The sequence below is a fragment of the Streptomyces durhamensis genome (assembly GCF_000725475.1).
In the GTDB taxonomy this organism is placed as follows: domain Bacteria; phylum Actinomycetota; class Actinomycetes; order Streptomycetales; family Streptomycetaceae; genus Streptomyces; species Streptomyces filipinensis.
Genome location: NZ_JNXR01000027.1, coordinates 25,771 through 52,082, shown reverse-complemented (window position 1 = coordinate 52,082; position 26,312 = coordinate 25,771). Strand labels below are relative to the sequence as shown.

20 protein-coding genes are annotated in these 26,312 nt (G+C 72.5%); 7 read left to right on the top strand and 13 right to left on the bottom strand.

Annotated features, from left to right (window positions below; all coding sequences use genetic code 11):
* Positions 1–103: 103 nt before the first annotated feature.
* From IO33_RS0132640 to IO33_RS0132630, 3 genes are all read right to left on the bottom strand, one after another.
* Positions 104–3,175 (bottom strand): protein kinase, encoded by a 3,072-nt coding sequence (locus IO33_RS0132640; protein ID WP_031171701.1) that lies wholly within the window; start codon positions 3,173–3,175, stop codon positions 104–106.
* Between the two features lie 163 nt (positions 3,176–3,338).
* Positions 3,339–5,438: a serine/threonine-protein kinase gene (locus tag IO33_RS0132635; protein ID WP_031171699.1), complete on the bottom strand. Its 2,100-nt coding sequence runs from the start codon at positions 5,436–5,438 to the stop codon at positions 3,339–3,341.
* A 264-nt stretch (positions 5,439–5,702) separates the two neighbouring features.
* Positions 5,703–7,412 (bottom strand): glycerol-3-phosphate dehydrogenase/oxidase, encoded by a 1,710-nt coding sequence (locus tag IO33_RS0132630; RefSeq protein WP_031171696.1) that lies wholly within the window; start codon positions 7,410–7,412, stop codon positions 5,703–5,705.
* Between the two features lie 279 nt (positions 7,413–7,691).
* Between IO33_RS0132630 and IO33_RS0132625 the strand changes: the two genes are divergently transcribed.
* Both IO33_RS0132625 and IO33_RS0132620 read left to right on the top strand, forming a co-directional pair.
* Entirely contained in the window at positions 7,692–8,900 is a 1,209-nt protein-coding gene (locus tag IO33_RS0132625; protein WP_031171694.1) for a nucleotide sugar dehydrogenase, read from the top strand.
* A gap of 138 nt (positions 8,901–9,038) precedes the next feature.
* Positions 9,039–9,590 carry a hypothetical protein gene (locus IO33_RS0132620; protein WP_031171692.1) on the top strand — a complete coding sequence of 184 codons (552 nt, stop codon included), beginning with the start codon at positions 9,039–9,041 and terminating at the stop codon, positions 9,588–9,590.
* A gap of 67 nt (positions 9,591–9,657) precedes the next feature.
* Here the strand turns inward: IO33_RS0132620 and IO33_RS0132615 are convergent, their stop codons facing one another.
* The 4 genes from IO33_RS0132615 to IO33_RS0132600 form a co-directional block, all read right to left on the bottom strand.
* Complete coding sequence (locus IO33_RS0132615) at positions 9,658–10,782, bottom strand: GuaB3 family IMP dehydrogenase-related protein (protein WP_031171690.1); 1,125 nt, start codon at positions 10,780–10,782, stop codon at positions 9,658–9,660.
* A gap of 137 nt (positions 10,783–10,919) precedes the next feature.
* Entirely contained in the window at positions 10,920–12,428 is a 1,509-nt protein-coding gene (gene guaB, locus IO33_RS0132610; protein ID WP_031171689.1) for an IMP dehydrogenase, read from the bottom strand.
* 173 nt (positions 12,429–12,601) lie between these two features.
* Positions 12,602–13,189, bottom strand: a complete 588-nt coding sequence (locus tag IO33_RS0132605; RefSeq protein WP_030641278.1) for a sigma-70 family RNA polymerase sigma factor — start codon at positions 13,187–13,189, stop codon at positions 12,602–12,604.
* A 1,391-nt stretch (positions 13,190–14,580) separates the two neighbouring features.
* A complete protein-coding gene (locus IO33_RS0132600) occupies positions 14,581–15,192 on the bottom strand; it encodes a response regulator transcription factor (protein ID WP_003948568.1) in 612 nt (203 codons plus the stop codon).
* A gap of 380 nt (positions 15,193–15,572) precedes the next feature.
* On the opposite strand from IO33_RS0132600, the gene IO33_RS0132595 reads away from it, so the two are divergent.
* Positions 15,573–15,902, top strand: a complete 330-nt coding sequence (locus IO33_RS0132595; RefSeq protein ID WP_031171686.1) for a WhiB family transcriptional regulator — start codon at positions 15,573–15,575, stop codon at positions 15,900–15,902.
* A gap of 102 nt (positions 15,903–16,004) precedes the next feature.
* Here IO33_RS0132595 and IO33_RS0132590 read toward each other — a convergent pair whose 3' ends face one another.
* Positions 16,005–16,904, bottom strand: a complete 900-nt coding sequence (locus IO33_RS0132590; RefSeq protein WP_031171685.1) for a LysR family transcriptional regulator — start codon at positions 16,902–16,904, stop codon at positions 16,005–16,007.
* Between the two features lie 81 nt (positions 16,905–16,985).
* Between IO33_RS0132590 and IO33_RS0132585 the strand changes: the two genes are divergently transcribed.
* From IO33_RS0132585 to IO33_RS0132575, 3 genes are all read left to right on the top strand, one after another.
* Positions 16,986–17,654, top strand: a complete 669-nt coding sequence (locus IO33_RS0132585; protein WP_031171683.1) for an MOSC domain-containing protein — start codon at positions 16,986–16,988, stop codon at positions 17,652–17,654.
* Positions 17,655–17,728: 74 nt separating this feature from the next.
* Complete coding sequence (locus IO33_RS0132580) at positions 17,729–18,502, top strand: SDR family NAD(P)-dependent oxidoreductase (protein ID WP_031171681.1); 774 nt, start codon at positions 17,729–17,731, stop codon at positions 18,500–18,502.
* A gap of 77 nt (positions 18,503–18,579) precedes the next feature.
* Positions 18,580–19,287, top strand: coding sequence for an ester cyclase (locus tag IO33_RS0132575; RefSeq protein ID WP_031171679.1), 708 nt, complete (start codon positions 18,580–18,582; stop codon positions 19,285–19,287).
* 57 nt (positions 19,288–19,344) lie between these two features.
* Here the strand turns inward: IO33_RS0132575 and groL are convergent, their stop codons facing one another.
* The 4 genes from groL to IO33_RS0132555 form a co-directional block, all read right to left on the bottom strand.
* Complete coding sequence (groL, locus tag IO33_RS0132570) at positions 19,345–20,970, bottom strand: chaperonin GroEL (RefSeq protein ID WP_031171676.1); 1,626 nt, start codon at positions 20,968–20,970, stop codon at positions 19,345–19,347.
* Between the two features lie 121 nt (positions 20,971–21,091).
* Entirely contained in the window at positions 21,092–21,400 is a 309-nt protein-coding gene (groES, locus tag IO33_RS0132565; protein WP_020132158.1) for a co-chaperone GroES, read from the bottom strand.
* A 245-nt stretch (positions 21,401–21,645) separates the two neighbouring features.
* Positions 21,646–22,467 carry a polysaccharide deacetylase family protein gene (locus tag IO33_RS0132560; RefSeq protein ID WP_051927107.1) on the bottom strand — a complete coding sequence of 274 codons (822 nt, stop codon included), beginning with the start codon at positions 22,465–22,467 and terminating at the stop codon, positions 21,646–21,648.
* 347 nt (positions 22,468–22,814) lie between these two features.
* Positions 22,815–23,726: a polysaccharide deacetylase family protein gene (locus tag IO33_RS0132555; protein WP_031171670.1), complete on the bottom strand. Its 912-nt coding sequence runs from the start codon at positions 23,724–23,726 to the stop codon at positions 22,815–22,817.
* A gap of 90 nt (positions 23,727–23,816) precedes the next feature.
* On the opposite strand from IO33_RS0132555, the gene IO33_RS0132550 reads away from it, so the two are divergent.
* A complete protein-coding gene (locus tag IO33_RS0132550; RefSeq protein ID WP_031171668.1) occupies positions 23,817–24,980 on the top strand; it encodes a class I SAM-dependent methyltransferase in 1,164 nt (387 codons plus the stop codon).
* Here the strand turns inward: IO33_RS0132550 and IO33_RS0132545 are convergent.
* Entirely contained in the window at positions 24,977–26,278 is a 1,302-nt protein-coding gene (locus IO33_RS0132545) for an RNA polymerase sigma factor (protein ID WP_031171666.1), read from the bottom strand. The genes IO33_RS0132550 and IO33_RS0132545 overlap by 4 nt on opposite strands.
* Positions 26,279–26,312 lie beyond the last annotated feature (34 nt).

The following is a 26,312-nucleotide window of genomic DNA, read 5'->3' as shown; positions in this document are numbered from 1 at the left end:
TCTTGACAGGGTCAGGTTAAGGACCGGTCCACCAACAGGGAACCAGCGGGGTCCCAAGGTGACACCACTGTGACGGTTGCCGCCGCCCCTGTGTACAGGGCGCTCAACGCGTGTAGCGGTACGTCGCCGTGGCCTGCTCGTAGAGCTGCGTCACCTCGTCCCGGTCGGCCTCCGGACCGCGGACCTGGACGATGTGGTAGCGGCCGTTCAGCAGGATCGCCATGTTGCGTACGAACAGGTCGTGTCCCTGCCCGTCGGTCCAGGTGAACTGGCCCTCGGCCATGGTCCGTCCGCCCACCTCGATGGTGCGCAGCCCGGTGGCCGTGGCCCAGCTGGAGTCGCGGTACGGCTGGAGTTCGCGTTCCTTGTCCCGCTGGTAGCGCATCGGGTCGCTGCCGTACGTCGCGGCGCCGTCCCGCCCGGGGACGACGATCAGCTCGAAGCTCCCGTGTGCGTAGAGCACCTGGCCGCTGCCGTTCTTCGGAATGCGGTCCCAGCCCTTGGCGACGGCCACCTGGAAGCCGTCCGGGTCCTTGCGCAGGGTGAAGCCGTCGGCGACGGACGTGTCGCCGCCGGTCTGGGTCTCGGTGGCGGGCGCGCTGCTCTCCGGTGCGCTCCGCCCCGGGGAGGGCTGCCGCCGGGTGTGCGACGGCGCGGGACTCGCCTCGGCCGCGGTGCCGGTGCGGTCGCCGCCCGCGGCCCCGTTCTCCCCCTGTCGGGGCATGAACAGCATCGCGTAGGCGATCGCGCCGGCCAGCAGGAGCAGGATCAGCAGGAGCAGGGTCCGGCCGAGGCGCCGCGGGGAACGGCCCTCCTCCCGGGCTCGCTTGTGCCGGCCGTGCGCGGGGGCCGCGGGGAGTCCCGCGCGGCGACGGCGCACCAGCTCCCCGCGGCGCCGGACGATCGGCAGCCGGCTGGGGTCGGCGGGCGGCACGGGTACGACATGGGTGCCGGCGTCCGGCTCGGGCGCGGAGCGCACCAGCGAGCGCAGCCAGCCGTTCAGTTCCTCGACGTCCAGGCGCTCGGTGGGGTCCTGGCGCAGCAGTGACTCCACGACCGGCCGCAGCGGACCGCATTCCTCGGCGAAGGCGGGCGGCTCGGCGCACACCAGCTGCACCAGCTCGGCCGTCGACTCCTCCGGGTACGGCGCGTGCCCCTGCACGGCGCGGAACAGCAGCGCCCCGAGCGCCCACAGGTCGGTCGCGGGCCCGATCGGCGCCGCCAGCTGCCAGTTCTCGTGCACGGGTACGGCTTGCTCCGGCGCCCACCGCTCGGTCACCGGCCCGACGACGGTCATCCGCACCTGCCGCGCCCGCTCGGCCGCCAACGCGGTGCCGGGCCCACGCCGGGCACCTGTCACGGCCGCCCCGGCGCCGTCCCAACCGGGGCGGGCCTGGACGTGGGCGGAACCGGGACCGGGACCAGGACCTGTGACGGGGGAGAGCGGGTCACCGGCCTGCCGCCCGCGTGCGGTGCCGGTCCCCTGCCCCGGCCCGGACGCCTGGCCGGGAACGGACGTCTGACCAGGCCCGGACGTTTGACCGCGCACGGACGCTTGCCCGGGAACAGACGCCTGGCCGGGAACGGACGCCTGACCTGGCACGGACGGGTACGCGGAGCGTCGGCCCGGCGGGGGCGGCACGGGCCGCCGCACACCGCCGCCCGGCTCCGGGCTCCCGGAGCCCGGGAAGGCACCGCTCGGATCCCGGAAACCGCCACCGGACTCCGGCCCCGCGGAGGCACCGTTGAGCCCGGAAGAGCCACCCGCCGCACCGGGACGCGCCGAGGCGCCGTTCAGCTCCGAAGAGCCACCAGCCCCACCGGAGCGCTGCCAGCCGCCGCCCACGTCCGGGAAGTCGCCCGGGGCACCCGGGCCCTGGGAAGCGCCGTTCAGCTCCGAGGGGTCTCCAGACCCACCAGGGCGCTGCCGGCCCTCATCCAGCTCCGGGAAGCCCCCGCGGACACCCGGCCCCAGGGGAGCACCGTTCGGCTCCGAGGGGTGTACCCCGTAGGGGTCGGCGACGCGGCCGGGCGGGGTCGGCCCGGCGGGGTGAGGCGGTGCCGTGCCGTCGGTCTTCTCGGTACCGGCGCCGTCCTCGGCGGGCGGCCGGGCCCCTGGCAGGGCGGCGCGGCCGCCCTGGCGGGCCTCCTGGACCCGGGCGGCGGCACGGGCACCCGCGCGGTACGCGGCGATGGCCCCGGCGCGGGCGGCACGGATGTCCGCGCCGCCCTCCGGGGGCCGTTGCCCCGCCGGGCGGGGCACAGCGGTGCCGCCGGAGGCCCCGTTCGCCCCGGGCAGCGCTCCGGCCGACCGCGCCTGGATCGCGGCCCGGCGCGCGGCCTCGGGATCGACGTCGGGATCGACGTCGGCGGCGGGGACGGGTCCCGATCCGGCCGCCGCACCACTCGCCCGGCCGCCGGAACCGGAGGACGCGCCCCACCCCCCGGCGAACGGAGTCGGCGCCGGTCGCGCGGCGCTGCCGGGCTCGGCCGGCGCTGTCCCGGCTCCGCCCACGGCGTGCGCGGCGCCCGGGGCGGCGTCCCCCGTGCCGTCCTCGGGCGGCACCGGGTCGTACCCGCACAGCGCCTCCTCCGCGGCGCCGACGGCGAGGCCGGTCAGCATCACACGGCCGTCGTCGCAGACCAGCACCGTGCGCGCGGTGACGTTGCGGTGCACCCAGCCATGGGCGTGCAGCACCCGCAGCGCCATGAGCACGTCGGAGGCGACCTCGGCCGCCCGGTACGGCGACAGCGGCTGCTCGGCGAGCAGTGCGGACAGCGGGCGCGCGGCCACCAACTCGCTGACGATCCACAGCGAGCCGCCCTCGGCGAAGACGTCGAAGACCTGGTCGAGGCGCGGATGGTCGGGGATGCGGGCCGCCGCCTGCACGGCCTCCACGGCGCGCCGCACGGCCGGATCGGCGGGCCGCCGGGTGGCGGTCCGGGCGTCCGGCGCCCGCCGGGTGCCGCGCTCGCGCGCGGTGAACCCCTCGGGCAGGCCCTCCGCGTCGAGCACCTCCGCCTCGACGACCTCCGGCAGCGGCACCTGCCGGACGAGCACGTCCTGGCCGCTGTAGGTGTCGAAGGCGCGGGTCTCGGTGAGTTCGTACTCCTCGGCGGGCGGCAACGGCAGGCGGTAGCGGTCGGCGAGCACCCGACCCGCGTAGTCCTCCACTTTGCCTCCCCCGGCCGCCCGGTCGGTCACATCCGTTCGCCTCGCGACCCGTTCCGCACACGCATCCGGCTGCGTACGATCCGCAACCATTCACGATACGTGCCGGAGGCAACCCGCATTGAGTGGATGACGGATTATCACGCCCCAAACCGGCGCCCGCTGTCTACGACTTGGGCGTGAAGGTCGTCGTCAGCGTCTTCCAGGTGTCCTTGCGCAGCACACTGTCCCACTTCGCGGACTTCGCGGTGTACATCAGTCCGTAACCGAGGTGGCCGTTGACCACGAACCCGCGGTCGATGGTGCGGTAGCCGGTGCCGTCGTCGACGTAGGTGAACTCCCAGTCGGCCGTGTTCCAGCCGCGGTAGTCCACCTTCTCGATGCGGATCCGGTGGTACTGGGAACGCTCCATGTAGCCTTCCTGGTTCTCCCAGTCCGCCACCGGGTCGTCCTTGGGGCTGCCGGTCCAGCCGATGAGCAGCTTCTGCCCGTCGGGACCGGTGTAGCGGTCGCCCGCACCGCCGGTGGACTGGTACGACCACCCCTTGGGCAGCCCGATCGAGTACCCCTGGCCGCCCTTGCGGGTCGACACCGCCGGCGCGCTCCCGCCGCCCTTGGAGCCGGACGTGCCGGAGGCGTCGTCGGTGGACGCGCCCGCGTCGACCGCGCGGGACGCGGCACCGGTGCCGGCCGCGGACGGGGCCGCCCCGTCCGTCCGTGCCCCGCCTGCCGTCGTCGTGCCGCCCTTGTCCTGCTTGGTGGACGCGCTGGCGCTGGCGGCCGCCTCGGCCGCGCTGCTCTTGCCGTCCTTGCCGTCGCCGTCGTTCAGCACGATGGCCAGGATGGTGCCGAGCACGGCGAGGACGATCACCACGGCGATGATCACCAGGGTGCGCCTGGGCACCACGTCGGTCAGCGGCGCTCTCGGCACCGGTCGCGGCGGCAGGTCCAGGTCCGGCGGGGGCATCACGGGCCAGCCCGAACTCGGCTTGTTCGCGCTGGAGTTCGGTCCACGGACGGCACCCGACGCCGGGCCGCCAGGCCGTCCTGGGGATCCGGCGCCGGACCCCGTGGAGGAGCCGGGCCGCGCCCCACCGGAGGACGCCGGGCGGGCGCCACCGGAGGACGCCGGGCGGGCGCCACCGGAGGACGTCGGGCGGGCGCCGCCGGCCGTGGCACCGCCCACGCCCGCCGCTCGCCCGGCACCCGGCACGCTCGTGTCGCCGCCACTCTTCGTCCGTGCCGACGCCGCGGCGGTGGCCGCCGCCCCGGCCGCCTTGCGGACCGATCGCAGCGCGCCGCGCAGCTTGTCCGCCGCCTCCTCGCCGCGCCCGCCCTCGGACGGCCCGGGCTGCGCGGGCAGCGGAACCACCCGCGTGGCGTCCAGGGGCTCCGGTTCGGGCGCGTGGAGCACCCTGTTGAGCAGAACCCGGGCGCCGGCGTCGTCGAGCCGCTCGGCCGGGTCCTTGGTGAGCAGGCCGTAGATGACGTCCTTGAGGGGGCCCGCGTTCTTGGGCTCCTCCACGGGCTCGGTCATCACCGCGGTGAGGGTGGCGATCGCCGACCCCTTGTCGTACGGGGGGACGCCCTCGACCGCGGCGTACAGCAGGCCGCCGAGCGACCACAGGTCGGCCGCCGGGCCCGGCTTGTGACCGCGGGCGCGCTCCGGGGAGATGTAGGACGGGGCGCCGACGAGCATGCCGGTGGAGGTGATGGACGGGTCGCCTTCGACCTGCGCGATGCCGAAGTCGGTGAGCACGACCCGGCCGTCCTCGGCGATGAGCACGTTGGACGGCTTCACGTCGCGGTGCAGGATGCCCTCGCGGTGCGCGGCGCGCAGCACGTCGAGGACGGCGAGGCCCACTTCGGCGGCGCGCCTCGGTTCCAGCAGGCCGTCCTCGCGGATGACCTCGGCGAGGGACTTGCCCTCCACCAACTCCATGACGATCCAGGGCCGGTCGTCCTCGTCGACCACGTCGAAGACCGTCACCGCGCTGTTGTTGCGGATCCGGGCGATCGCCTTGGCCTCGCGCAGGGTGCGCGTGATCAGGCGCCGCTTCTCCTCCTCGTCGATGTTCGACGGGAACCGCAGCTCCTTGACGGCGACCGTCCGGCTCAGGGTCTCGTCCTCGGCGCGCCAGACGGTGCCCATTCCGCCCCGGCCCAGCACGTCTCCCAGCCGGTACCGCCCGGCGAGGAGACGACGCTCGCTCTTGTCCTGACGAGTCTCCTGACGAGATGTTCCCGCCCGCTCCGCCTCCGACATGCGTCCCCTCATACAACCCGCCCTGACAGAGCTTCCATTGTCTCTCACTCGACAAGTGCTCAACGCCCAGGGCCCCTCGCCGCGGCGGGGCCAACGTGCCGGAAGCCGGGCGAAGTGCACGTTTCTCGCGCGGGGATGACGACTGTTCGGCTGTCGGCGGCCCCGGCTGCCCGACGTGAGCGGAAGGTACGGCTCCGCTGTGCGCTCCCGTCATGACGGAGCGCCATGACGCCGGCCGGGGAACGGGGCGGGCGGGCGCCCCGCTCAGCTGAGCGGCACGATGTCCGGTGCGCCGAGCCGCGCCGCGTCGGCCGTCTGGTCGTCGGGCTGGAGCTGGGACTCCCGCTCGGCCTCCACGCGCTTCTCGTAGTGCTCGACCTCGCGCTCGATCTGGTCCTTGTCCCAGCCGAGGACCGGTGCCATCAGCTCGGCCGCCTCGCGGGCGCTGCGGGTGCCCCGGTCGAAGGTCTCGATGGAGATGCGGGTGCGGCGGGTGAGGACGTCGTCCAGGTGCCGGGCGCCCTCGTGCGAGGCGGCGTACACCACCTCGGCGCGCAGATAGTCGTCGGCGGCGGCCAGGGGCTCGCCCAGGGCGGCGTCGGCGGCGATGAGGTCCAGGACCTCCTCGGCCATGGAGCCGTACCGGTTCAGCAGGTGTTCCACGCGGGCCACGTGCAGTCCGGTGCGGGCGGCGGTCCGTGCGCGTGCGTTCCACAGCGCGTGGTAGCCCTCCGCGCCGAGCAGCGGGGTCTCCTCCGTCACACAGTCGGCGACCCGCATGTCCAGGCCGTGCACGGCCTCGTCTACGGCGTCCTTCGCCATCACCCGGTAGGTGGTGTACTTGCCGCCCGCCACGACCACGAGCCCGGGCGCCGGGTGGGCGACGGTGTGCTCGCGGGACAGCTTGCTGGTGGCGTCGGACTCCCCGGCGAGCAGCGGGCGCAGTCCGGCGTACACGCCCTGTACGTCGTCGCGCCCGAGCGGCACCGCGAGCACCGAGTTGACGTGTTCCAGCAGATAGTCGATGTCGGCGCTGGACGCGGCCGGGTGGGCCTTGTCGAGGTCCCAGTCGGTGTCGGTGGTGCCGACGATCCAGTGCCGGCCCCAGGGGATGACGAACAGGACGGACTTCTCGGTGCGCAGGATCAGACCGCTGCTGGAGTGGATGCGGTCCTTGGGCACGACCAGGTGGATGCCCTTGGAGGCGCGGACGTGGAACTGGCCGCGCTCGCCCACCATGGCCTGCGTGTCGTCGGTCCACACGCCGGTCGCGTTGACGATCTGCTTGGCGCGGATCTCGTACTCCCCGCCGCCCTCCACGTCCTGCACCCGGGCGCCGACGACCCGCTCGCCCTCGCGCAGGAACCCGGTCACGCGCGCGCGGTTGGCCACCTTGGCGCCGTAGGACGCCGCCGTGCGCACCAGGGTGGCCACGAAGCGGGCGTCGTCCATCTGGGCGTCGTAGTACTGCAGGGCTCCGACCAGGGCGTCCTTCTTCAGGCAGGGGGCGACGCGCAGGGCTTGACGGTGGGACAGATGGCGGTGCAGGGGCAGGCCCCGGCCGTGTCCGCGGGCCATGGACATCGCGTCGTACAGGGCCACGCCCGAGCCCGCGTACAGCCGCTCCCAGCCCTTGTGCTGCAGCGGATAGAGGAACGGCACCGGTTTGACCAGGTGCGGGGCGAGCCGCTCCAGGAGCAGACCGCGCTCCTTCAGGGCCTCGCGGACGAGGGCGAAGTCGAGCATCTCCAGATAGCGCAGACCGCCGTGGACGAGTTTGCTGGACCGGCTGGAGGTCCCGGACGCCCAGTCGCGGGCCTCGACCAGACCGGTGGACAGGCCGCGGGTGACCGCGTCCAGGGCGGTGCCCGCGCCGACGACTCCGCCGCCCGTCACCAGGACGTCCAGCTCGCGCTCCGCCATCGCCGCCAGTGCCTCTGCGCGCTGCGCCGGCCCAAGAGTCGCTGTCCTCACCGCTGCCTCCCGCTGTCGCACACTCGCTCGCGTCGGCCGCACCCGGTGGGCGAAGCCCGGTTCATCCCCTCCTCATGCCCAAATTCTGACCGGGTTGCCCGACTTCAGCCACCACGGGCTCCCAACCTGTGGACAACTTGCGCACAACCCTGGAAGACACACGGACACAATCAGACATAACGGTCATATATGTACCTAGTCTGACAGAGAACTCGCTCATCCTGTCGGCAGCGGTTGCGTACCTGTTCCGCTTCGGCTACTGGGAAGGACGGCCCACGCATGCCCTCAGACCTCGCCGTCATCGGACTCGGCCCCTACGGTTTGCCGCTCGCCCAGGCCGCCGTCGCCGCAGGCGTCGCCACCATCGGCTACACGACCGGCCCCGAGGCGGGCTCGCTCAGCCCGGCCGAGCTGCGCCGGATGCACGCGGCGGGCTTCCGGCCGGGCACCGACCCGGCCCAGCTCGGCCGGGTGCGCACGGCGGTGATCTGCGCGTCGACCCCGCGCGGCGCCGACGGCGGGCTCGACCTCGGCCAGGTCGAGGCGGCCGCCCGCACCCTCGCCGAACGGCTCCGCCCGCACACCACGGTCATCCTGGAGTCGCCCGTGCTGCCCGGCACGACGGAGGAGTTCCTGCGGCCCCTGCTGGAGAAGGGCTCCGGGCTGCGCGCCGGCCGCGACTTCCACCTCGCCTACTCCCCCAGCCGGGTCGACCCCGGCAACCGCGACCACACCCCCGCCAACATCCCCAAGGTCATCGGCGGCCTCACCCCGGCGTGCACCGAGTCGGCCGCCGCCTTCTACGGCCGGCTCACCGACAAGGTGGTACGCACGCGTGGTCTGCGCGAGGCCGAGACGGTGCAGTTGCTGGAGACGAATTTCCGGCACGTCAACATCGCGCTGGTCAACGAGATGGCCGTGCTCTGCCACGAGCTGGGCGTCGACCTGTGGGACGTGATCCGCTGCGCGGAGACCAAGCCGTTCGGCTTCCAGGCTTTCAAGCCCGGACCTGGCGTCGGCGGGCACGGCGTCCCGCAGGACCTCACCGGCCACGCCACCCGCACCCTGCGCATGGTGGAACTGGCCCAGCAGGTCAACAGCCGGATGCCACGGTACGTCGTCCAGCGCGCGGCGGCCCTCCTCAACGAGCACGGCAAGTCCGCCCGGGGCGCGCGCGTGCTGCTGCTCGGCGTGACCTACAAGCCCGACCTCGCCGACCTGCAGGGCACACCCGCCCAGGAGATCGCGGTCCGGCTGATGGAGCTGGGGGCCTCCGTGAGCTTCCACGACCCCTACGTGGCCGCCTGGAACGTCCTGGACCGCCCGGTCCCGCGCGCGGACGCGCTCTACGAGGCCGCCGCCGACGCCGACCTGACCATCCTGCTCCAGCACCACCGGACGTACGACCTGCAGGGGCTGTCGGTGAAGGCCCAGCTGCTGCTGGACACGCGCGGCGCCACGCCCACCGGGGCGGCGCACCGGCTCTGAGCCCGGTCACGAACGGAAAACGGCCGGGGGCCCTGTCGTCCCCGGCTGTTAGTCTCCCCCGGACCCGCCGCACACGGATGCGCGGGCCTCTTCCGTTTCCGTAACGCCGTCGTGCTCCACCTCGGGGGGATTTCTGTCATGAGCCAGTCAGCGCCACCGCCACAGCCGCCGCAGTCCGGTCCGCTGGGCGCCAACCCGTACGCCCAGCAGGCCCCGGCCCCCGTCCCGGGAGCGCCGTACCCGCCGCAGCCGGGCGCCTTCGCCGCGCCGGCGCCGGCCGCCCCGGTCCGCAGCAACCTGGTCCTCGGCCTGGTCGCCGCGCTCGTCGCCGCCGTGGTCGCCGGTGCGCTCTACGGCGTCATCGCCGGCGCCACCAAGCACGAGATCGGCTACGCGGCCGTCGGCGTCGGCTTCGTCATCGGCCTCGCGGCCGGCAAGGCGGGCGGCCGCAACCCGGCCCTGCCCGTCCTGAGCGCCGTCCTCGCGCTCGGCGCGGTCTACCTGGGCCAGCTGGTCGGCGACGCGATCATCATCGCCAACCACTTCGACGTCAGCTTCAACGAGATCTTCTTCAAGCACTTCAGCGGTGTCCAGGAGGTCTGGAAGAAGGACGCCGACCCGCTGACCTTCCTGTTCCTGGCCATCGGCGCGGCAGCCGCGTTCTCGGGCTCCAGGAAGGCCGCCCAGTAGACCCGCGCCCGCACGGGAAAGGGCCCGCCCACCGCTGACGGTGGCCGGGCCCTTCGCGTCGTACGGGTCAGCGGCGGTGCTGGCTGTCCGCGACCGTCACCTCGACCCGCTGGAACTCCTTCAGCTCGCTGTAGCCGGTGGTGGCCATGGCGCGGCGCAGGGCGCCGAAGAAGTTCATCGAACCGTCGGGGGTGTGGGACGGGCCGGTGAGGATCTCCTCGATGGTGCCGACCGTGCCGAGGTCGACCTTCTTGCCACGGGGCAGCTCCTCGTTGACCGCCTCCATGCCCCAGTGGTGGCCCTTGCCCGGCGCGTCCGTGGCGCGCGCCAGCGGGGAGCCCATCATCACCGCGTCCGCGCCGCAGGCGATCGCCTTGGGCAGGTCGCCGGACCCGCCGACGCCACCGTCCGCGATCACGTGCACGTACCGCCCGCCGGACTCGTCCATGTAGTCACGGCGCGCCGCTGCCACGTCGGCGACGGCCGTCGCCATCGGCACCTGGATGCCCAGCACGTTGCGCGTGGTGTGGGCGGCGCCGCCGCCGAAGCCGACCAGGACACCGGCCGCACCGGTCCGCATCAGGTGCAGGGCCGCGGTGTAGGTGGCGCAGCCGCCGACGATCACCGGCACGTCCAGCTCATAGATGAACTGCTTCAGGTTCAGCGGCTCGTGCGCGGACGAGACGTGCTCCGCCGAGACCGTCGTACCGCGGATGACGAAGATGTCCACGCCCGCGTCCACGACCGCCTTGGAGAACTGCGCGGTGCGCTGCGGGGAGAGCGCGGCAGCCGTGACCACGCCGGAGTCGCGCACCTCCTTGATGCGCGCGCCGATCAGCTCCTCCTTGATGGGGGCGGAGTAGATCTCCTGGAGGCGGCGGGTCGCCTGCTCGGCCGGCAGCACGGCGATCTCGTCGAGCAGCGGCTGCGGGTCCTCGTGCCGGGTCCACAGGCCTTCGAGGTTGAGCACGCCGAGGCCGCCCAGCTCGCCGATGCGGATCGCGGTGGCCGGGGAGACGACCGAGTCCATGGGGGCGGCGAGGAAGGGCAGCTCGAAGCGGTAGGCGTCGATCTGCCAGGCGATCGAGACCTCCTTCGGGTCCCGCGTACGGCGGCTGGGGACGACGGCGATGTCGTCGAAGGCGTACGCCCGGCGGCCGCGCTTGCCGCGCCCGATCTCGATCTCAGTCACGTCTGTGGCCTTTCCCTATGCGTTGCAGCGCCTTCCAGTATCGCCGACGCCCGCGGCAGAAGCCCTCCGCAGGTACGGCAACGGCGGCCCCGGATGCTCCGGGACCGCCGTTGCGGAAGCTCACGCGCGCGTGGGCGTCACTTCTTGCTGCTGTAGTTGGGCGCCTCGACCGTCATCTGGATGTCGTGCGGGTGGCTCTCCTTCAGACCCGCCGAGGTGATCCGCACGAAGCGGCCGTTGGCCTGCAGGTCCGGGACCGTCCTGCCGCCGACGTAGAACATCGACTGGCGCAGGCCGCCGACCAGCTGGTGGACCACGGAGGACAGCGGGCCGCGGTAGGGCACCTGACCCTCGATGCCCTCGGGGATCAGCTGCTCGTCGGAGGCGACGCCCTCCTGGAAGTAGCGGTCCTTGGAGAACGACCTGCGGTCGCCGCGGGTCTGCATGGCGCCCAGCGAGCCCATGCCGCGGTACGACTTGAACTGCTTGCCGTTGATGAACAGCAGCTCGCCCGGGGACTCCTCGCAGCCCGCGAGCAGCGAGCCGAGCATCACCGTGTCGGCGCCGGCGACCAGAGCCTTGGCGATGTCGCCGGAGTACTGCAGACCGCCGTCGCCGATCACCGGGACCCCGGCGTCCTTGGCGGCGAGCGCGGCCTCGTAGATCGCGGTGACCTGCGGGACGCCGACGCCGGCGACCACACGGGTGGTGCAGATGGAGCCCGGTCCGACACCGACCTTGATGCCGTCGGCACCCGCGTCGACCAGGGCCTGGGCGCCGTCACGCGTGGCGACGTTGCCGCCGATGACGTCGACGCCGGAGGAGTTCGACTTGATCTTGGCGATCATGTCGCCGACCAGGCGGGAGTGGCCGTGCGCGGTGTCCACCACGATGAAGTCGACACCGGCCTCGATCAGGGCCTGGGCGCGCTCGAAGGCGTCACCGGCCACGCCGACCGCCGCGCCGACCAGGAGACGGCCGTCGGCGTCCTTGGCGGCGTTCGGGTACTTCTCGGCCTTGACGAAGTCCTTGACGGTGATCAGGCCCTTGAGGACACCCTCGCCGTCGACCAGCGGCAGCTTCTCGATCTTGTGCTTGCGCAGCAGCTCCATGGCCTCCGGCCCGGAGATGCCGACCTTGCCGGTGACCAGCGGCATCGGGGTCATGACCTCGTGCACGCGGCGGCTGCGGTCGCTCTCGAAGGCCATGTCACGGTTGGTGACGATGCCGAGGAGCTTCTTGTCGCCGTCGGTCACCGGGACGCCGCTGATGCGGAACTTGGCGCACAGCGCGTCGGCCTCGGCGAGCGTGGCCTCCGGGTGGATGGTGATGGGGTCGGTCACCATGCCGGACTCGGAGCGCTTCACCAGGTCGACCTGGTTGGCCTGGTCCTCGATGGACAGGTTGCGGTGCAGCACGCCGACGCCGCCCTGGCGGGCCATCGCGATCGCCATGCGCGACTCGGTGACCTTGTCCATGGCGGCGGACAGCAGCGGGATGTTGACCCGCACGTTCCTGGAGACGTACGAGGCGGTGTCGATGTCGTCGGGCGCCATGTCCGACGAGCCCGGCAGCAGCAGCACGTCGTCGTAGGTCAGCCCGAGTGTCGCGAATTTTCCGGGCACTCCGTCGACGTTGGCAGTCATGACACCTTCCCCAAATGGCCTTGATCGGTGCGGATGTCCATGCTAACGGGAAGCATCGCTAGCAAATTCCACGGTACGGGCTCGCTTCAGGCTTCGTATGTTCGTACGGAAACGGAAGCGTGCGTGTTCAACAGGATCCGCGAGCGGACGACAGGGGCCTCGCCCCAAGGGTGTTACTGCTCGGCGAGCGCCCGGAGCCGGCTCAGTGCCCTGTGCTGGGCGACCCGGACCGCGCCGGGTGACATTCCCAACATCTGCCCCGTCTCCTCCGCGGTCAAGCCCACGGCGATGCGCAGCAGCAGCAGTTCGCGCTGGTTCTCCGGGAGGTTGGCCAGCAGCTTCTTGGCCCACTCGGCGTCGCTGCTGAGCAGGGCGCGCTCCTCGGGACCGAGGGAGTCGTCGGGGCGTTCCGGCATCTCGTCGGAGGGCACCGCCGTGGAGCCCGGGTGGCGCATGGCGGCGCGCTGGAGGTCGGCGACCTTGTGGGAGGCGATGGCGAAGACGAACGCCTCGAAGGGGCGGCCGGTGTCCCGGTAGCGGGGCAGCGCGAGCAGGACCGCGACACAGACCTCCTGGGCCAGGTCCTCGACGAAGTGACGCGCGTCGCCGGGCAGCCGGGACAGCCGGGTACGGCAGTAGCGCAGCGCCAGCGGGTGGACATGAGCGAGCAGATCGTGCGTGGCCTGCTCGTCCCCGTCGACGGCGCGATGCACGAGCGCACCGATCGCCCCGTGGGCCGTGCCCGCCTCGTCGTCGCGCATCGGTCCATGGTGCCTTGCGGCCGTCCGGTCCGTCGCATCGTGCTCGTGGTTGTGCACCGAAGCGTTATGAGCAAGTGCGCCGGCACTCATCCCCTGCGCCCTCCCCTTCACCTCGACCGACTCGTCCCCGAGAGACTCCACATCTCAAGGATGCGGCATCCGCGCCGAAACGAGCAGCGCGCGTGCGGTGGGCCGCCTTGCGCCGCGCTCTCCCAAGCGTCCGGCGGAGTCGTACGCCGGGGGCGCGGACAGCCCGGCCCGGTGTGCCGCGCTCCTCGTCCAGCGGTGCCGACCACGGGTGTTCCCACAGTGGATCTCCGAGCCCGGGTACGGCCGGCCACCCGTCCGGCGGCCTGCCACCCACCTCGCCGGGTGTGACCGGGTCCACCCGCCGAAGGCCCCTCACGGCCGCCTCCACGGGCAACCGGGACGGCCCTGAGGGCGCGGCGGTACGACGCCGGAGCCGAGGGTGCCACAGCAGGACACCCGGCATCCGTGCCCGCTTTGGACCCGGCGCCCCGCCGGCCACGCACGCGTGCGTGCCCGCAGGTGCGGCTTTCGACACCGGGAGCACCACGCTCCCGCGCACGACCGCGGCACGCCCCTCCGGCCCGGCAGCCGGGAATGAATCCGCGCGTGCGCCATGGCGCGGTTCGCGTCGTCACACGACCCGAACAGCCCGACGAGACCCACTGCCCCGCCCACCCCCCCACCACCACATGCCCCCGCCGCCCCGGCACCACCAAGGCCGCCACACGCCCCGTGGCCCTCGAAGCAACCACGGGACGAGGAACCAACGAGGTCGCCCCGAGACGCGGCACCCCCGAGACCCCCGCAAGACACGGGCCCGAGACCGCCACACGCCCCCGGACCACCCACGTCCCCGCAGGACGGGAAACCGCCGCAGGCGCCACACGGCCCCGGACCACCGAATCCCGCCCAAGACGGGGAACCGCCGCAGGCGCCACACGGCCCAGGACCCCCGATGCCTCCCCAAGGCGAGAGACCGCCGAGGCCGCCACAAGGTCCAAGACCCCCGAAGCCCCCGCAGGACACGGAACCACCCAAGCCGCCCCAGAACACGAGTCGGCCGAAGGCGTCACACGGCCCGGGCCGACCGAAGCCGCCATGGCCTGTGGGGCCACCGAAGCCACCGCAAGCCGCGGGACCGTCGAAGGCGACCCACGTCGCGGGGCCGGCGGTGTCGGCGTCTGGGCCGGGTGCGCGGAGAACGGCAGTTCACCCGAACCCGCGCGCAGTGACGCCCCTGTCGGGTGTTCCCGCGCCGATGGGGCGCCCCACTGCTGCCAGGGGAGGCGGATGCGTGTCCGGCTCCGGGAGTGCTGCCCGGGGGCGGCCGGCCCCGCCTGCCCCGCGGGGCTGGGCACTGCCTACCGGACCAGTCCCCAGCGGAAGCCGAGCGCCACGGCGTGGGCCCGGTCCGAGGCGCCGAGCTTCTTGAACAGGCGCCGCGCGTGCGTCTTGACGGTGTCCTCGGAGAGGAACAGCTCGCGGCCGATCTCTGCGTTGGAACGGCCGTGGCTCATGCCCTCCAGGACCTGGATCTCACGCGCGGTGAGCGTCGGCGCGGCACCCATCTCGGCCGAGCGCAGACGGCGCGGGGCGAGCCGCCAGGTGGGGTCGGCCAGTGCCTGCGTGACCGTGGCCCGCAGCTCCGCGCGCGAGGCGTCCTTGTGCAGGTAGCCCCGGGCGCCGGCGGCGACCGCGAGGGCCACGCCGTCGAGGTCCTCGGCGACGGTGAGCATGATGATGCGCGCGCCGGGGTCGGCGGACAACAGCCGGCGCACCGTTTCCACGCCGCCCAGGCCGGGCATGCGCACGTCCATCAGAATGAGGTCGGAGCGGTCGGCGCCCCAGCGGCGGAGGACTTCCTCGCCGTTGGCCGCCGTCGTCACGCGCTCGACGCCGGGCACGGTCGCGACCGCGCGGCGGAGCGCTTCTCGGGCAAGCGGGGAGTCGTCGCAGACGAGGACGGATGTCATGACCGCCCTCCGCAGCTGATGCGCGTCACCTTGAGCCTCCAGGCTGGTACGGAATCGTCACCTGTGCGGTCGACCGTCTCGGACGCCTGCCCGAGCTCTTGTGTTTTCAACCGCCTCCGCACTCTCAACGACGGTCACTCGAAAGAGTTACGGGGCTGCGTGCCGTCTTCGGCACTCTACGTGAGGGCCTCGACACGGTGCAGACACGGACAACAGACCCTCAACTTTTCATCACAACTATGCCCCATTTGGCCGCTTTTCTTCCCGTTTCGGGATGTCCGAGGCTAGATTCGCAATGAGTCATATTTTCATCTCCTTAGACCGGAGATGTACGGTCGTTGGCACCGTATCCGCTCAGAACGGCTACAAGGGGTCACGTAATGGCAGATTTCTCCCGCCTTCCCGGACCGAACGCGGACCTGTGGGACTGGCAGCTGCTGGCTGCCTGCCGCGGCGTGGACAGCTCGCTCTTCTTTCACCCGGAGGGCGAGCGCGGGGCGGCTCGGAGCGCTCGCGAGAACTCGGCCAAGGAAGTCTGCATGAGGTGCCCTGTCCGCGCGGAGTGCGCGGCGCACGCGCTGGCGGTACGCGAGCCGTACGGCGTGTGGGGCGGACTGACCGAGGATGAGCGTGAGGAGTTGATGGGGCGCGCGCGCAACCGGCTGATGACGGCCTCGGCCGTCGGCGCGGATGCAGCCCCGAACCATTGAAGGAACGTTTCTGCACCCACAGCCCCCCGGGTGCGCTCTTTCCCCTCCACCAGGGCACGCCGCGTGCGTGCCCTTGATCTGCCGCGCCCCTCCCCGCGGCGGCTAGCCGCGCCCGGCCGCCCGGGCCAGCTGTTCCAGCGTCGCCGCCACGGCCGGCACCTGTGCCAGGTCGGGCAGGGTGAGGGCGACGATCTCGCGCCGTACCGCCGGCTCCAGCCGCACCATGCGCACACCCCGCGGCCGTACCGACTCCACCGCCAGCTGGGGCAGTACGGCCACCCCCAGGCCGGCGCCGACCAGGCCGACCACCGCGGGGTAGTCGTCCGTGGCGAAGTCGATGCGCGGAACGAAACCGGCTCCCTCGCAGACCTCGACCAGCTGGCCGCGGCAGCGCGGGCAGCCCGCGATCCACGGCTCCTCGGCCAGTTCGCCGATGGCGACGGACTCCGCGCGCGCCAGGCGGTGCCGCTCCGGGACCAGGGCGACCAGGCGGTCGGTCAGCAGGGGCCGTACGACCAGGTCGTCCCAGTCCTCGGCGACCGCCGCCCCCTCGTAGCGGAAGGCCAGGGTGAGGTCGCAGTCGCCCTCGCGCAGAAGGTCTGCGGACTTCGGGGGCTCGGCCTCCTCCAGGGAGACGCGGGTGCCGGGGTGGGCGGCGCGCAGGGCGGCCAGGGCGGTGGGCACGAGGGTGGACGTACCGCTCGGGAAGGAGACCAGCCGGACCCGGCCGGCCCGCAGGCCCGCGATGGCGGCGACCTCCTCCTCGGCCGCGGTGAGCCCGGCGAGAATGCCGGAGGCGTGCCGGACCAGGGCTTCTCCGGCCTGGGTCAGCCGCATCTCGCGGCCGTTGCGGACCAGCAGCGGGGTGCCGACCGAAGCCTCCAGGGCCTTCATCTGCTGGCTGACGGCGGGCTGGGTGCAGCCCAGTTCACGCCCCGCCGCGGAGAAGGAACCGGTGGTGGCGACGGCGCGCAGGACGCGGAGATGACGGGCCTCGATCACCCTTCGAGCATAAGGGTTTCTTGGGGAGGAGGCGAGATATCAATTCGACGCTTTGGGATGCGGTCCCGTACCGTTCGGGGCATGAGGGTTCTCACGGTCAATCTGGGCCGCCCGCAGCCGGTGCCGTACACCGACCAGCCACAGGGTGTGACGGGCATCGACAAGAAGCCGGTCGACGGGCCGGTGCGGGTGACGGCACCAGGCCCCAAGGGTGTGGGCGGAAGCGGCCTGGCCGGGGACGCGGTGTGCGAGCTGCGCCATCACGGCGGGGACGACCAGGCTGTGTACGCCTACGCGCGCGAGGACCTCGACGACTGGGGACGCGCACTCGACCGGTCGCTGCCCAACGGCTGCTTCGGGGAGAACCTGACGACGCACGGGCTGGACGTGTCCGGGGCGCTGATCGGCGAGCGCTGGCGGATCGGCGCCGCGCTGGTCCTGGAGGTGACCTCCGGCCGGATCCCGTGCCGCACGTTCCAGGGCCATCTGGGCGAGCGCGGCTGGGTCAAGAGGTTCACACAGAAGGGCGCAACGGGTGCCTACCTCCGGGTGATCGAACCGGGCGAGATCCAGGCGGGCGACCCCGTGGAGATCGTGCACCGGCCGGACCACGGGGTGACGGCGGCGCTGCAGTTCCGCGCGGTCACCACCGAGCGGGAACTGCTGCCGCGGCTGCTCGCGGCGGGCGAGGCGCTGCACGCGGAGACGCTGGCCACGGTGCGCAAGTACACGGCGCAGCGGCAGGGCTGAGGGGCCGTCGGCCGGGGCGCCACCCGGGCCGACGGCCAGCGGACGCGCTTGCTCCGGGTCACTACCCTTGGGCCATGACAACGGCTCTGATTACGGGATCGACCGCGGGGATCGGCGCCGCGTTCACGCGGCGGCTGGCGGCGGACGGACACGACCTCGTGCTGGTGGCACGGGACACCAAACGGCTGCGCGAACAGGCGACCGAACTGCACGACCGGCACGGCATCGAGGTGGAGGTGCTGACCGCCGACCTGTCCGAGGACAAGGGCATCGAGGCGGTCGCCGACCGCCTCGGCGACCGGAAGAACCCGGTCGACCTGCTGGTCAACAACGCGGGCTTCGGCAACAAGGGCCGCTATCTGGAAGTGGCCATGGCCGACGAGCTGCGGATGCTGAAGGTGCACTGCGAGGCGGTGCTCCGGCTGACGTCGGCGGCGGCCGAGGCGATGCGCGAGCGCGGGCGGGGCGGGATCGTCAACGTCGCCTCCGTGGCCGCCTTCGTGCCGCGCGGCACCTACGGCGCCTCCAAGGCGTGGGTCGTGCAGTTCACGCAGGGCGCGGCCAAGGACCTGGCCGGCAGCGGCGTACGCCTGATGGCCCTGTGCCCCGGCTTCGTGCGCACCGAGTTCCACGAGCGGGCCGGGATGGGCACGGACAACATCCCGGGCTGGATGTGGCTGGACGCCGACAAGCTGGTCGCGGCGGCCCTGGCCGATCTGGCGCGCGGCAAGTCGCTGTCGATCCCCGACCCGCGCTACAAGGCGCTGATGGGCCTGGTGAAGGTGACCCCGCGCGGGCTGATGGGCGGGATCTCCTCCCGGACGGGACGCAAGTACGGGCCCCGCTAGCGGACGGGTGGCGCTGCCGTACCGGTGCGAAAATAGGCGTGACGGAGACCGGGCCAGGGGGGCCGGGAGGCGGCGTCATGACCTTCGTACAGCTCATCGAGTGCAGGACGAGCCGGCTGGACGAGATGAACCGGCTGATGGACGACTGGGTCGCGCAGACCAGGGGCAGACGGACGGCGACGCACGCGCTGGTCGGCAAGGACCGCTCGGACGCGTCGCACATCGTCGAAGTGGTGGAGTTCCCGTCGTACGCGGAGGCGATGCGGAACTCGAAGCTCCCGGAGACCGGCCAGATCTTCCAGGAGATGGTCGCGCTGTGCGACGAGGCGCCGACGTTCATGGACCTGGACGTCGTGCGGGACGAGCGGCTCTCCGAGGACACCGTGCGGCGGTTCTACGGGGCGCTCGCGACCGCGGGCGAGCTCTCTCCCCTCAACGACCTGCTGGACGAGGACGTCCACAGCCACGATCCGGTGAACCCGCAGGACACCATCGGCCTGGACAACGCCCGTGCCGAGTACCGGATGTGGCGCGCCGCCTTCGACTTCACCTTCACCGTCGAGGACGTGCTCGCGCAGGGCGACCGGGCGTGCGCGCGGTGGACGTGGAACGCCACGCACACAGGGGACTTCATGGGGATCGCGGCCACGGGCAGGAACGTCACCATGACCGGGATGACGCTCTTCCGCTTCACGGACCACGGCAAGATCGCCGAGACCTGGTGGCAGCACGATCAGCTGGGGCTGATGCAACAGCTGGGCGCGCTGGACGAGTTGGAGCAGTAGACAGGGCGAAGGCCCGGCACCGTGACGGTGCCGGGCCTTCGCTCGGGAGCGCTTGGCTCAGTGGGAGTGGCCGTGGCCGTGGCCCGCGGCGGCCGGCTCTTCCTCTTCCTTCTTCTCGACGACCAGGGTCTCGGTCGTGAGCAGCAGGGAGGCGATGGAGGCGGCGTTCTCCAGGGCGGAGCGGGTGACCTTCACCGGGTCGATGACGCCGGCCTTGACCAGGTCGCCGTACTCGCCGGTGGCGGCGTTGTAGCCCTGCCCCTTCTCCAGGTCCTTGACCTTGGAGACGATGACGTAGCCCTCCTGGCCGGCGTTCTCGCCGATCCAGCGCAGCGGCTCGACCACGGCGTTGCGGACGACCGCGACACCGGTGGCCTCGTCGCCGGTCTTGTCGAGGTTGCCCTCAAGGACCTTGGAGGAGTGGACCAGGGCGGAGCCACCACCGGAGACGATGCCCTCCTCGACCGCGGCGCGGGTCGCGGAGATGGCGTCCTCCAGACGGTGCTTCTTCTCCTTCAGCTCCACCTCGGTGGCGGCGCCGACCTTGATCACGCACACGCCGCCGGCCAGCTTGGCGAGGCGCTCCTGGAGCTTCTCGCGGTCCCAGTCGGAGTCGGTGTTCTCGATCTCGGCCTTGATCTGCGCGACGCGGCCGGTGAGGTCCTCCTGCCTGCCGGCACCCTCGACGATCGTGGTGTCGTCCTTGGTGACGGTGACGCGGCGGGCGGAGCCGAGCACGTCCAGGCCGACCTGGTCGAGCTTGAGGCCGACCTCCTCGGAGATGACGGTGGCGCCGGTGAGGATGGCCATGTCCTGCAGCATCGCCTTGCGGCGGTCGCCGAAGCCGGGGGCCTTCACCGCGACGGCGTTGAAGGTGCCGCGGATCTTGTTGACGACCAGGGTCGACAGGGCCTCGCCCTCGACGTCCTCGGCGATGATCAGCAGCGGCTTGGAGGCGCCGGCCTGGATGACCTTCTCCAGCAGCGGCAGCAGGTCCTGGATGGAGCTGATCTTGCCCTGGTTGATGAGGATGTACGGGTCGTCGAGGACGGCCTCCATACGCTCCTGGTCCGTCACGAAGTACGGCGACAGGTAGCCCTTGTCGAAGGCCATGCCCTCGGTGAAGTCCAGCTCCAGACCGAAGGTGTTGGACTCCTCGACGGTGATGACACCGTCCTTGCCGACCTTGTCCATCGCCTCGGCGATCAGCTCGCCGACCTGCTGGTCCTGGGCGGACAGCGCGGCGACGGCGGCGATGTCGGACTTCTCGTCGATCGGGCGGGCCGAGGCGAGCAGGTCGTCGGAGACGGCCTTGACCGCGGCGTCGATGCCCTTCTTCAGGGCGGCCGGGGAGGCGCCGGCGGCGACGTTCTTCAGGCCTTCGCGCACCAGCGCCTGGGCGAGCACGGTGGCGGTGGTGGTGCCGTCACCAGCGATGTCGTTGGTCTTGGTGGCCACCTCCTTCACCAGCTGCGCGCCGAGGTTCTCGTACGGGTCCTCGATCTCGACCTCGCGGGCGATCGTGACACCGTCGTTGGTGATGGTGGGGGCACCGAACTTCTTGTCGATGACGACGTTGCGGCCGCGGGGGCCGATCGTCACCTTCACCGTGTCGGCCAGCTTGTTGACGCCGCGCTCAAGGGCGCGACGGGCGTCCTCGTCGAACTTCAGAATCTTCGCCATGACAGCGGAAGCCCTCTCGGAAATCTGTGGGTGTAAAGACGACTGCGCCCCGGACGCCCGGCTTCGTTATCGGTCGCGGGGGCCAGGGGCGCAGCTCAAGAGCAAAATGTGCTCGAGGTGACTACTTCTCGATGATCGCGAGCACGTCGCGAGCCGAGAGGACGAGGTACTCCTCGCCGTTGTACTTCACCTCGGTGCCGCCGTACTTGCTGTAGAGGACGACATCGCCGACCTTGACGTCGAGCGGAAGACGCTCGCCGTTCTCGAAGCGGCCCGGGCCCACGGCGAGGACGGCGCCCTCCTGGGGCTTCTCCTTCGCGGTGTCCGGGATGACCAGGCCAGAGGCGGTGGTCTGCTCGGCGTCGAGCGGCTGGACCACGATGCGGTCCTCGAGCGGCTTGATGGCAACCTTGGAGCTGGTGGTCGTCACGATCCGACCTCCCCCTTCGGAGATCTCACGGGGTTAACTGTCTGAGGTGGCGACCAGGTGGATCCGTCGTCGCGGGTGCCGGACCTGCCCGTCGCGTGTTGGCACTCTCCAGGGGGGAGTGCCAGAGCTGAGACTATGACTGCGATTAGCACTCGGTCAAGCGGAGTGCCAATGCCGTGCGGCGCGTCGGCCGAATCCGGTCCCCGCGCTGTCTGCGCCGGGCGCCTTTGCGGCCCGGTGGGTGGTCAGTTCAGGTAGTCCTCCAGGTGCCCCACCGTCAGCCCCCTCTGCTGGACCCTGCGCAGCGCCCGCGCGGTGCGCTCGCGCAGGCTCGGTCCCGTGGTCTCGTCCGGGCCGATCAGGATGATGTCGCCGGGGCGGAGATGGTGTTCGCCGTGGGTGTAGACCAGGTCGGTCGGGGTCATGGCGGCGCGCCACAGGACGACCGTGGAGATGCCGCAGTCCGAGGCCGCGTGCAGGGTGGTGGTGTCGTACGAGCCGTACGGCGGGCGGAAGAGGCGGGGGCGCAGGCCGAGGCGGGAGCTGATCCTGTCCTGCTGGCCGCAGATCTCGGCGCGCTGGGCGGCGTAGGGCAGCCCGGACAGCGCACGGTGGTCGAGGGTGTGGTTCTCGATGCCGGCGCCCAGCCGGCGCAGGCGGGCGAAGTGGCCGTAGCCGGGGCCGGCGACGCTGTCGGTGAGGAACATGCTGAGGGGCAGCCGGAGTTCGCGGACCATGTCGACGAAGCGGGGGTCCTTGTCGGCGCCGTCGTCGTAGGTGAGGAAGACGACCCGGTCGTGGGTGGGGATGTGGTCCATGACCCGGGGCAGGACGCGGCCGGCGGTGTGCGGGGTGAGGGCCAGCGCGCGGGCGGCGGGGCTCGGCGGGCGGTCGAGGGGCTCGGTCAGGCCCCAGTGGCGGTAGCCCCGGTCGGTGGCGGGACCGGGCGGGTGCACACCCTCGGCGGCCCTCTTGCCGAGGCGCTCGATGGGATCGACGGACTGCGCACAGCCGCTGAGCAGCAGAGCCGAGGCGAGCACCCCGACCAGCACCCGCGCTGCCCCCACCCGGGACCTCCCGAAGACGGCCCCCGCGCGGGAAGGCCGGGGGCCGTCGGAGCCCACCCGGGCGCGGGGCGCCCGCCGGGCGCCGGACCTCGCCCACACACCTGCCGCCCGCGAGCCACCAGGGCTCGTCCGGGCCTCTGGCACCCGCGAGCCACGGGAAGCAGCCTGCACGCGAAGCGCTCGCAGGCCACCGGAACTCGCCCAGGCGTGGGACGCCCGCGGGCCACCGGAACCCGCCAGGGCGCGAGGCACCCGTGCGCCACCGGAGCCCGCCCGGGCGTGGGACGCCCGCGGGGCGCCGGGGGTGGTCCGGGGCGGCCGTGGGGCCTCGGAGGGCCCCGCGCAGCTCACAGGTAGTCCTCCAGGCGGGCCACGGCGTAGCCCTCGCGGGTGACCTTGTTCAGGAAGCGGCGCATGTCGTCGATCATCGTGCCGTTCCAGTCGGAGCGGCCCCGGAAGTGGGTGAGGACGATGTCGCCGCGGCGCATCTTCTGGTCGTCCTCGCGGTACTCCCAGTGGTCGACGAAGACCTCCTCGTTCCAGATCGGCGCGTACCGGATGCCGCAGGCCTTGGCGGCGCGCAGGGTGTCCTGGTTGTAGTCGCCGTAGGGCGGGCGGAAGACCGTCGGGCGCCTGCCGAACTGCTTCTCCATGATGTCCTGCATGCCGCAGATCTCGTCCCGCTGCTCCTCGTAGGACAGGCCCGGCAGGTACGGGTGGTGCAGGGTGTGGTTGTTGAGGGTGTGGCCGTAGGACTGCATCCGGCGGAAGTACCCGTAGTCGTCGTTGACCAGGTAGTCGCTGAGGAAGGCGGTGTACGGGATCTTCAGCTCCCGCATCATCCGCAGGAAGTCCGGGTCCTTCTCGGAACCGTCGTCGATCGTGAGGAAGACGATCTTCTGCCGGGTGGGGATCGTGGTGAAGACCGGGGGCAGATACCAGTCCTCCTGGTGGTCCACCTCGAAGCCGTCCCGGGCGGTGATGTGCGGCTTCTGCGCGGGTGGGGGCGGGGGCGTCAGCGGGACCTGGTCCAGCCCCCAGCGTCTGGCGGCGGCGACCAGGCGGGCGTGTTCGGCGGCCTGGCGGGCCTGGGGGCTCAGCGCCTGCGCGGGGCCGCCCCGGCCGGGCGCGGAGCGGGTCACCTCGGGGCCGGCACAGCCGGCGAGGAGAGCGGTGCAGAGCAACGCGACGGCTCCCCGGCGGAGGACCGGACGTCCGACGCGAGTCTGATTTTTATCGTTTTGTACGATTACCTGCATGGCGCCGGATCCTCCCAGGCCAGGGCCCCGATCCCGGGCCGACACCGCCGCCGGAGGCGCACGATCCACCGACTGGCCCACAATGACCCGGTGAACGACCTCGCTCTGCTCCTCAGCCCCGAAGGCCGTGCCCTCCTCGACGAGGTCCGCGACACCGCTCCGGCGGACGAACTCGCCGTCGCCACCCGGCTGCGCCGCGACCACCCCGCCGCACTGGTGTCGGCCGCGCTCGGCCAGGCCCGGCTGCGGCAGCGGGCGGCGGCGAAGTTCGGGACGGCGGACGCGGGGCGGATGTTCTTCACACCGAACGGGGTCGAGCAGTCGACGCGGACCAGCGTGGCGACGTACCGCGCGGAGCGGATGCGGGGCCTCGGCGTGACCTCCGTGGCCGACCTGTGCTGCGGGATCGGCGGGGACGCGATCGCGCTCGCGCGGGCGGGGATCCGGGTGCTCGCCGTGGACCGGGATCCGGTGACGGCCGCGGTGGCGCGGGCGAACGCCGAGGCGCTGGGGCTGGGCGGGCTGATCGAGGTGCGCGAGGCGGACGTCACGGAGGTGGACACCGCCGGGTACGACGCGGTCTTCGTGGATCCGGCGCGCCGCGGGGGCCGCGGCAGGATCTTCGACCCGGAGGCGTACTCACCGCCGCTGTCCTGGGCGGTGGAAGCCGCCTCGGCCGCCGGCACGGCCGCGCTGAAGATCGCCCCGGGCATCCCCCACGAGGCGGTCCCCGCCGAGGCCGAGGCGGAGTGGATCTCCGACGGCGGCGATGTGAAGGAAGCGGTGCTGTGGTTCGGCACGGGGGCGCCGGGAGCGGTGCGCGCCACGCTGCTGCCCGGCCCGCGCACGCTGCTCGGCCGGGGCCTGCCCGATCCCGCGGTGCGCCCGGTGGGGCGGTACCTGTACGAGCCGGACGGCGCCGTGATCCGCGCCCATCTGGTCGCGGAGGTGGCCGAACACCTGGACGGCGGGCTGATCGACCCCACGATCGCCTACGTCACCGCCGACGGGCTGCGGCCCACGCCGTACGCCTCCGCCTATGAGATCACCGACCAACTTCCCTTCAACGTCAAGAAGTTGAAGGCCCTGCTGCGCGAGCGCGAGGTCGGCACGCTGACCGTGAAGAAGCGCGGGTCGGCGGTCGAACCGGAGGAGCTGCGCAGGAAGGTCAAGCCGCAGGGGCCCCACGCGGCGACGGTGTTCCTCACCCGGGTCGCCGGGGCGCCCACGATGCTCGTGGGCGGGCCCGCCTAGGGCGGCCCTGCCGGCGCACCGGCCCGGCGCAGCAGCAGGGCGCGTTCCTTCTCGTTGCGGGCGAGGCCGGCCGCCCGCTCGAACTCCGCGCGCGCCTGAGCCGTACGCCCGAGCCGGGCCAGCAGATCGCCGCGGACGCTGGGCAGCAGGTGGTAGTCGCGCAGGGCGGGTTCGGCGGCCAGGGCGTCCACCAGCCGCAGGCCCTCGGCCGGCCCGTCGGCCATGGACACGGCGACCGCGCGGTTCAGCTCGACCACCGGGGACGGGGCGCGGGCGGCCAGCAGGCCGTAGAGGGTGGCGATGGCGCGCCAGTCGGTCTCCTCGTAGCGGTACGCGTGCGCGTGGCACGCGGCGATGGCCGCCTGCAGGGCGTAGGGGCCCGGGGCGCCGGTCGCCGTGGCGTCGGCGCGGTCGAGAGCACGGATGCCGCGCGCGATGAGCAGGCGGCTCCAGCGGCGCCGGTTCTGGTCCTTGAGCAGGACCGGCTCGCCGTCCGGACCCGTGCGGGCGGCCATGCGGGAGGCCTGGAACTCCAGCAGCGCGGTCAGGCCGTGCACCTCCGGCTCCTTGGGCATCAGCGCGGACAGGACGCGGGCCAGGCGCAGCGCGTCCTCGCACAGCCCGGGGCGCAGCAGGTCGTCGCCGGCGGTCGCCGCGTAACCCTCGTTGAAGATCAGGTAGATGACGTCCAGGACGGAGCCGAGGCGGGCCTCGCGGTCGGGTCCGCAGGGGACTTCGAAGGCGATGTTCTTCTTCGCCAGGGTGCGTTTGGCCCGGACGATGCGCTGGGCGATCGTCGCCTCCGGCACGAGGTGGGCGCGGGCGATCTCGGCGGTGGTCAGGCCGCCGAGCAGCCGCAGGGTGAGCGCGGTGCGGGCGTCCGGGGACAGCACCGGGTGGCAGGTGGTGAAGACGAGCCGGAGCAGGTCGTCGTCGATGCCGTCGGGGTCGGCGGGCTCGTCGTACGGCGGCGGGGACGACTGCGCGCGGTCCCGGCCGATCTCCTGCAGCTTGCGGGCGTAGGTCTCGCGGCGCCGGACCAGGTCGACGGCGCGGTGCCGGGCGGTGGCCATGAGCCAGGCGCCCGGGTTGTCGGGCACGCCGTCGCGGGGCCACTGCTCCAGGGCGGCGACCAGCGCGTCCTGGGCCAGTTCCTCGGCGATGCCGACGTCCCGGACGATCCGGGCCACCCCGGCGATGACGCGGGGTGACTCCAGGCGGAAGACGGTCTCGATGGCGTGGGCGGCTGCGGCCCCGGGTGCTGCGGGGGCGTGCGCCGCGGTGGGCTGTGATTCCACAGCCCACCATGCAACACCCCCGGACGGCACGGCG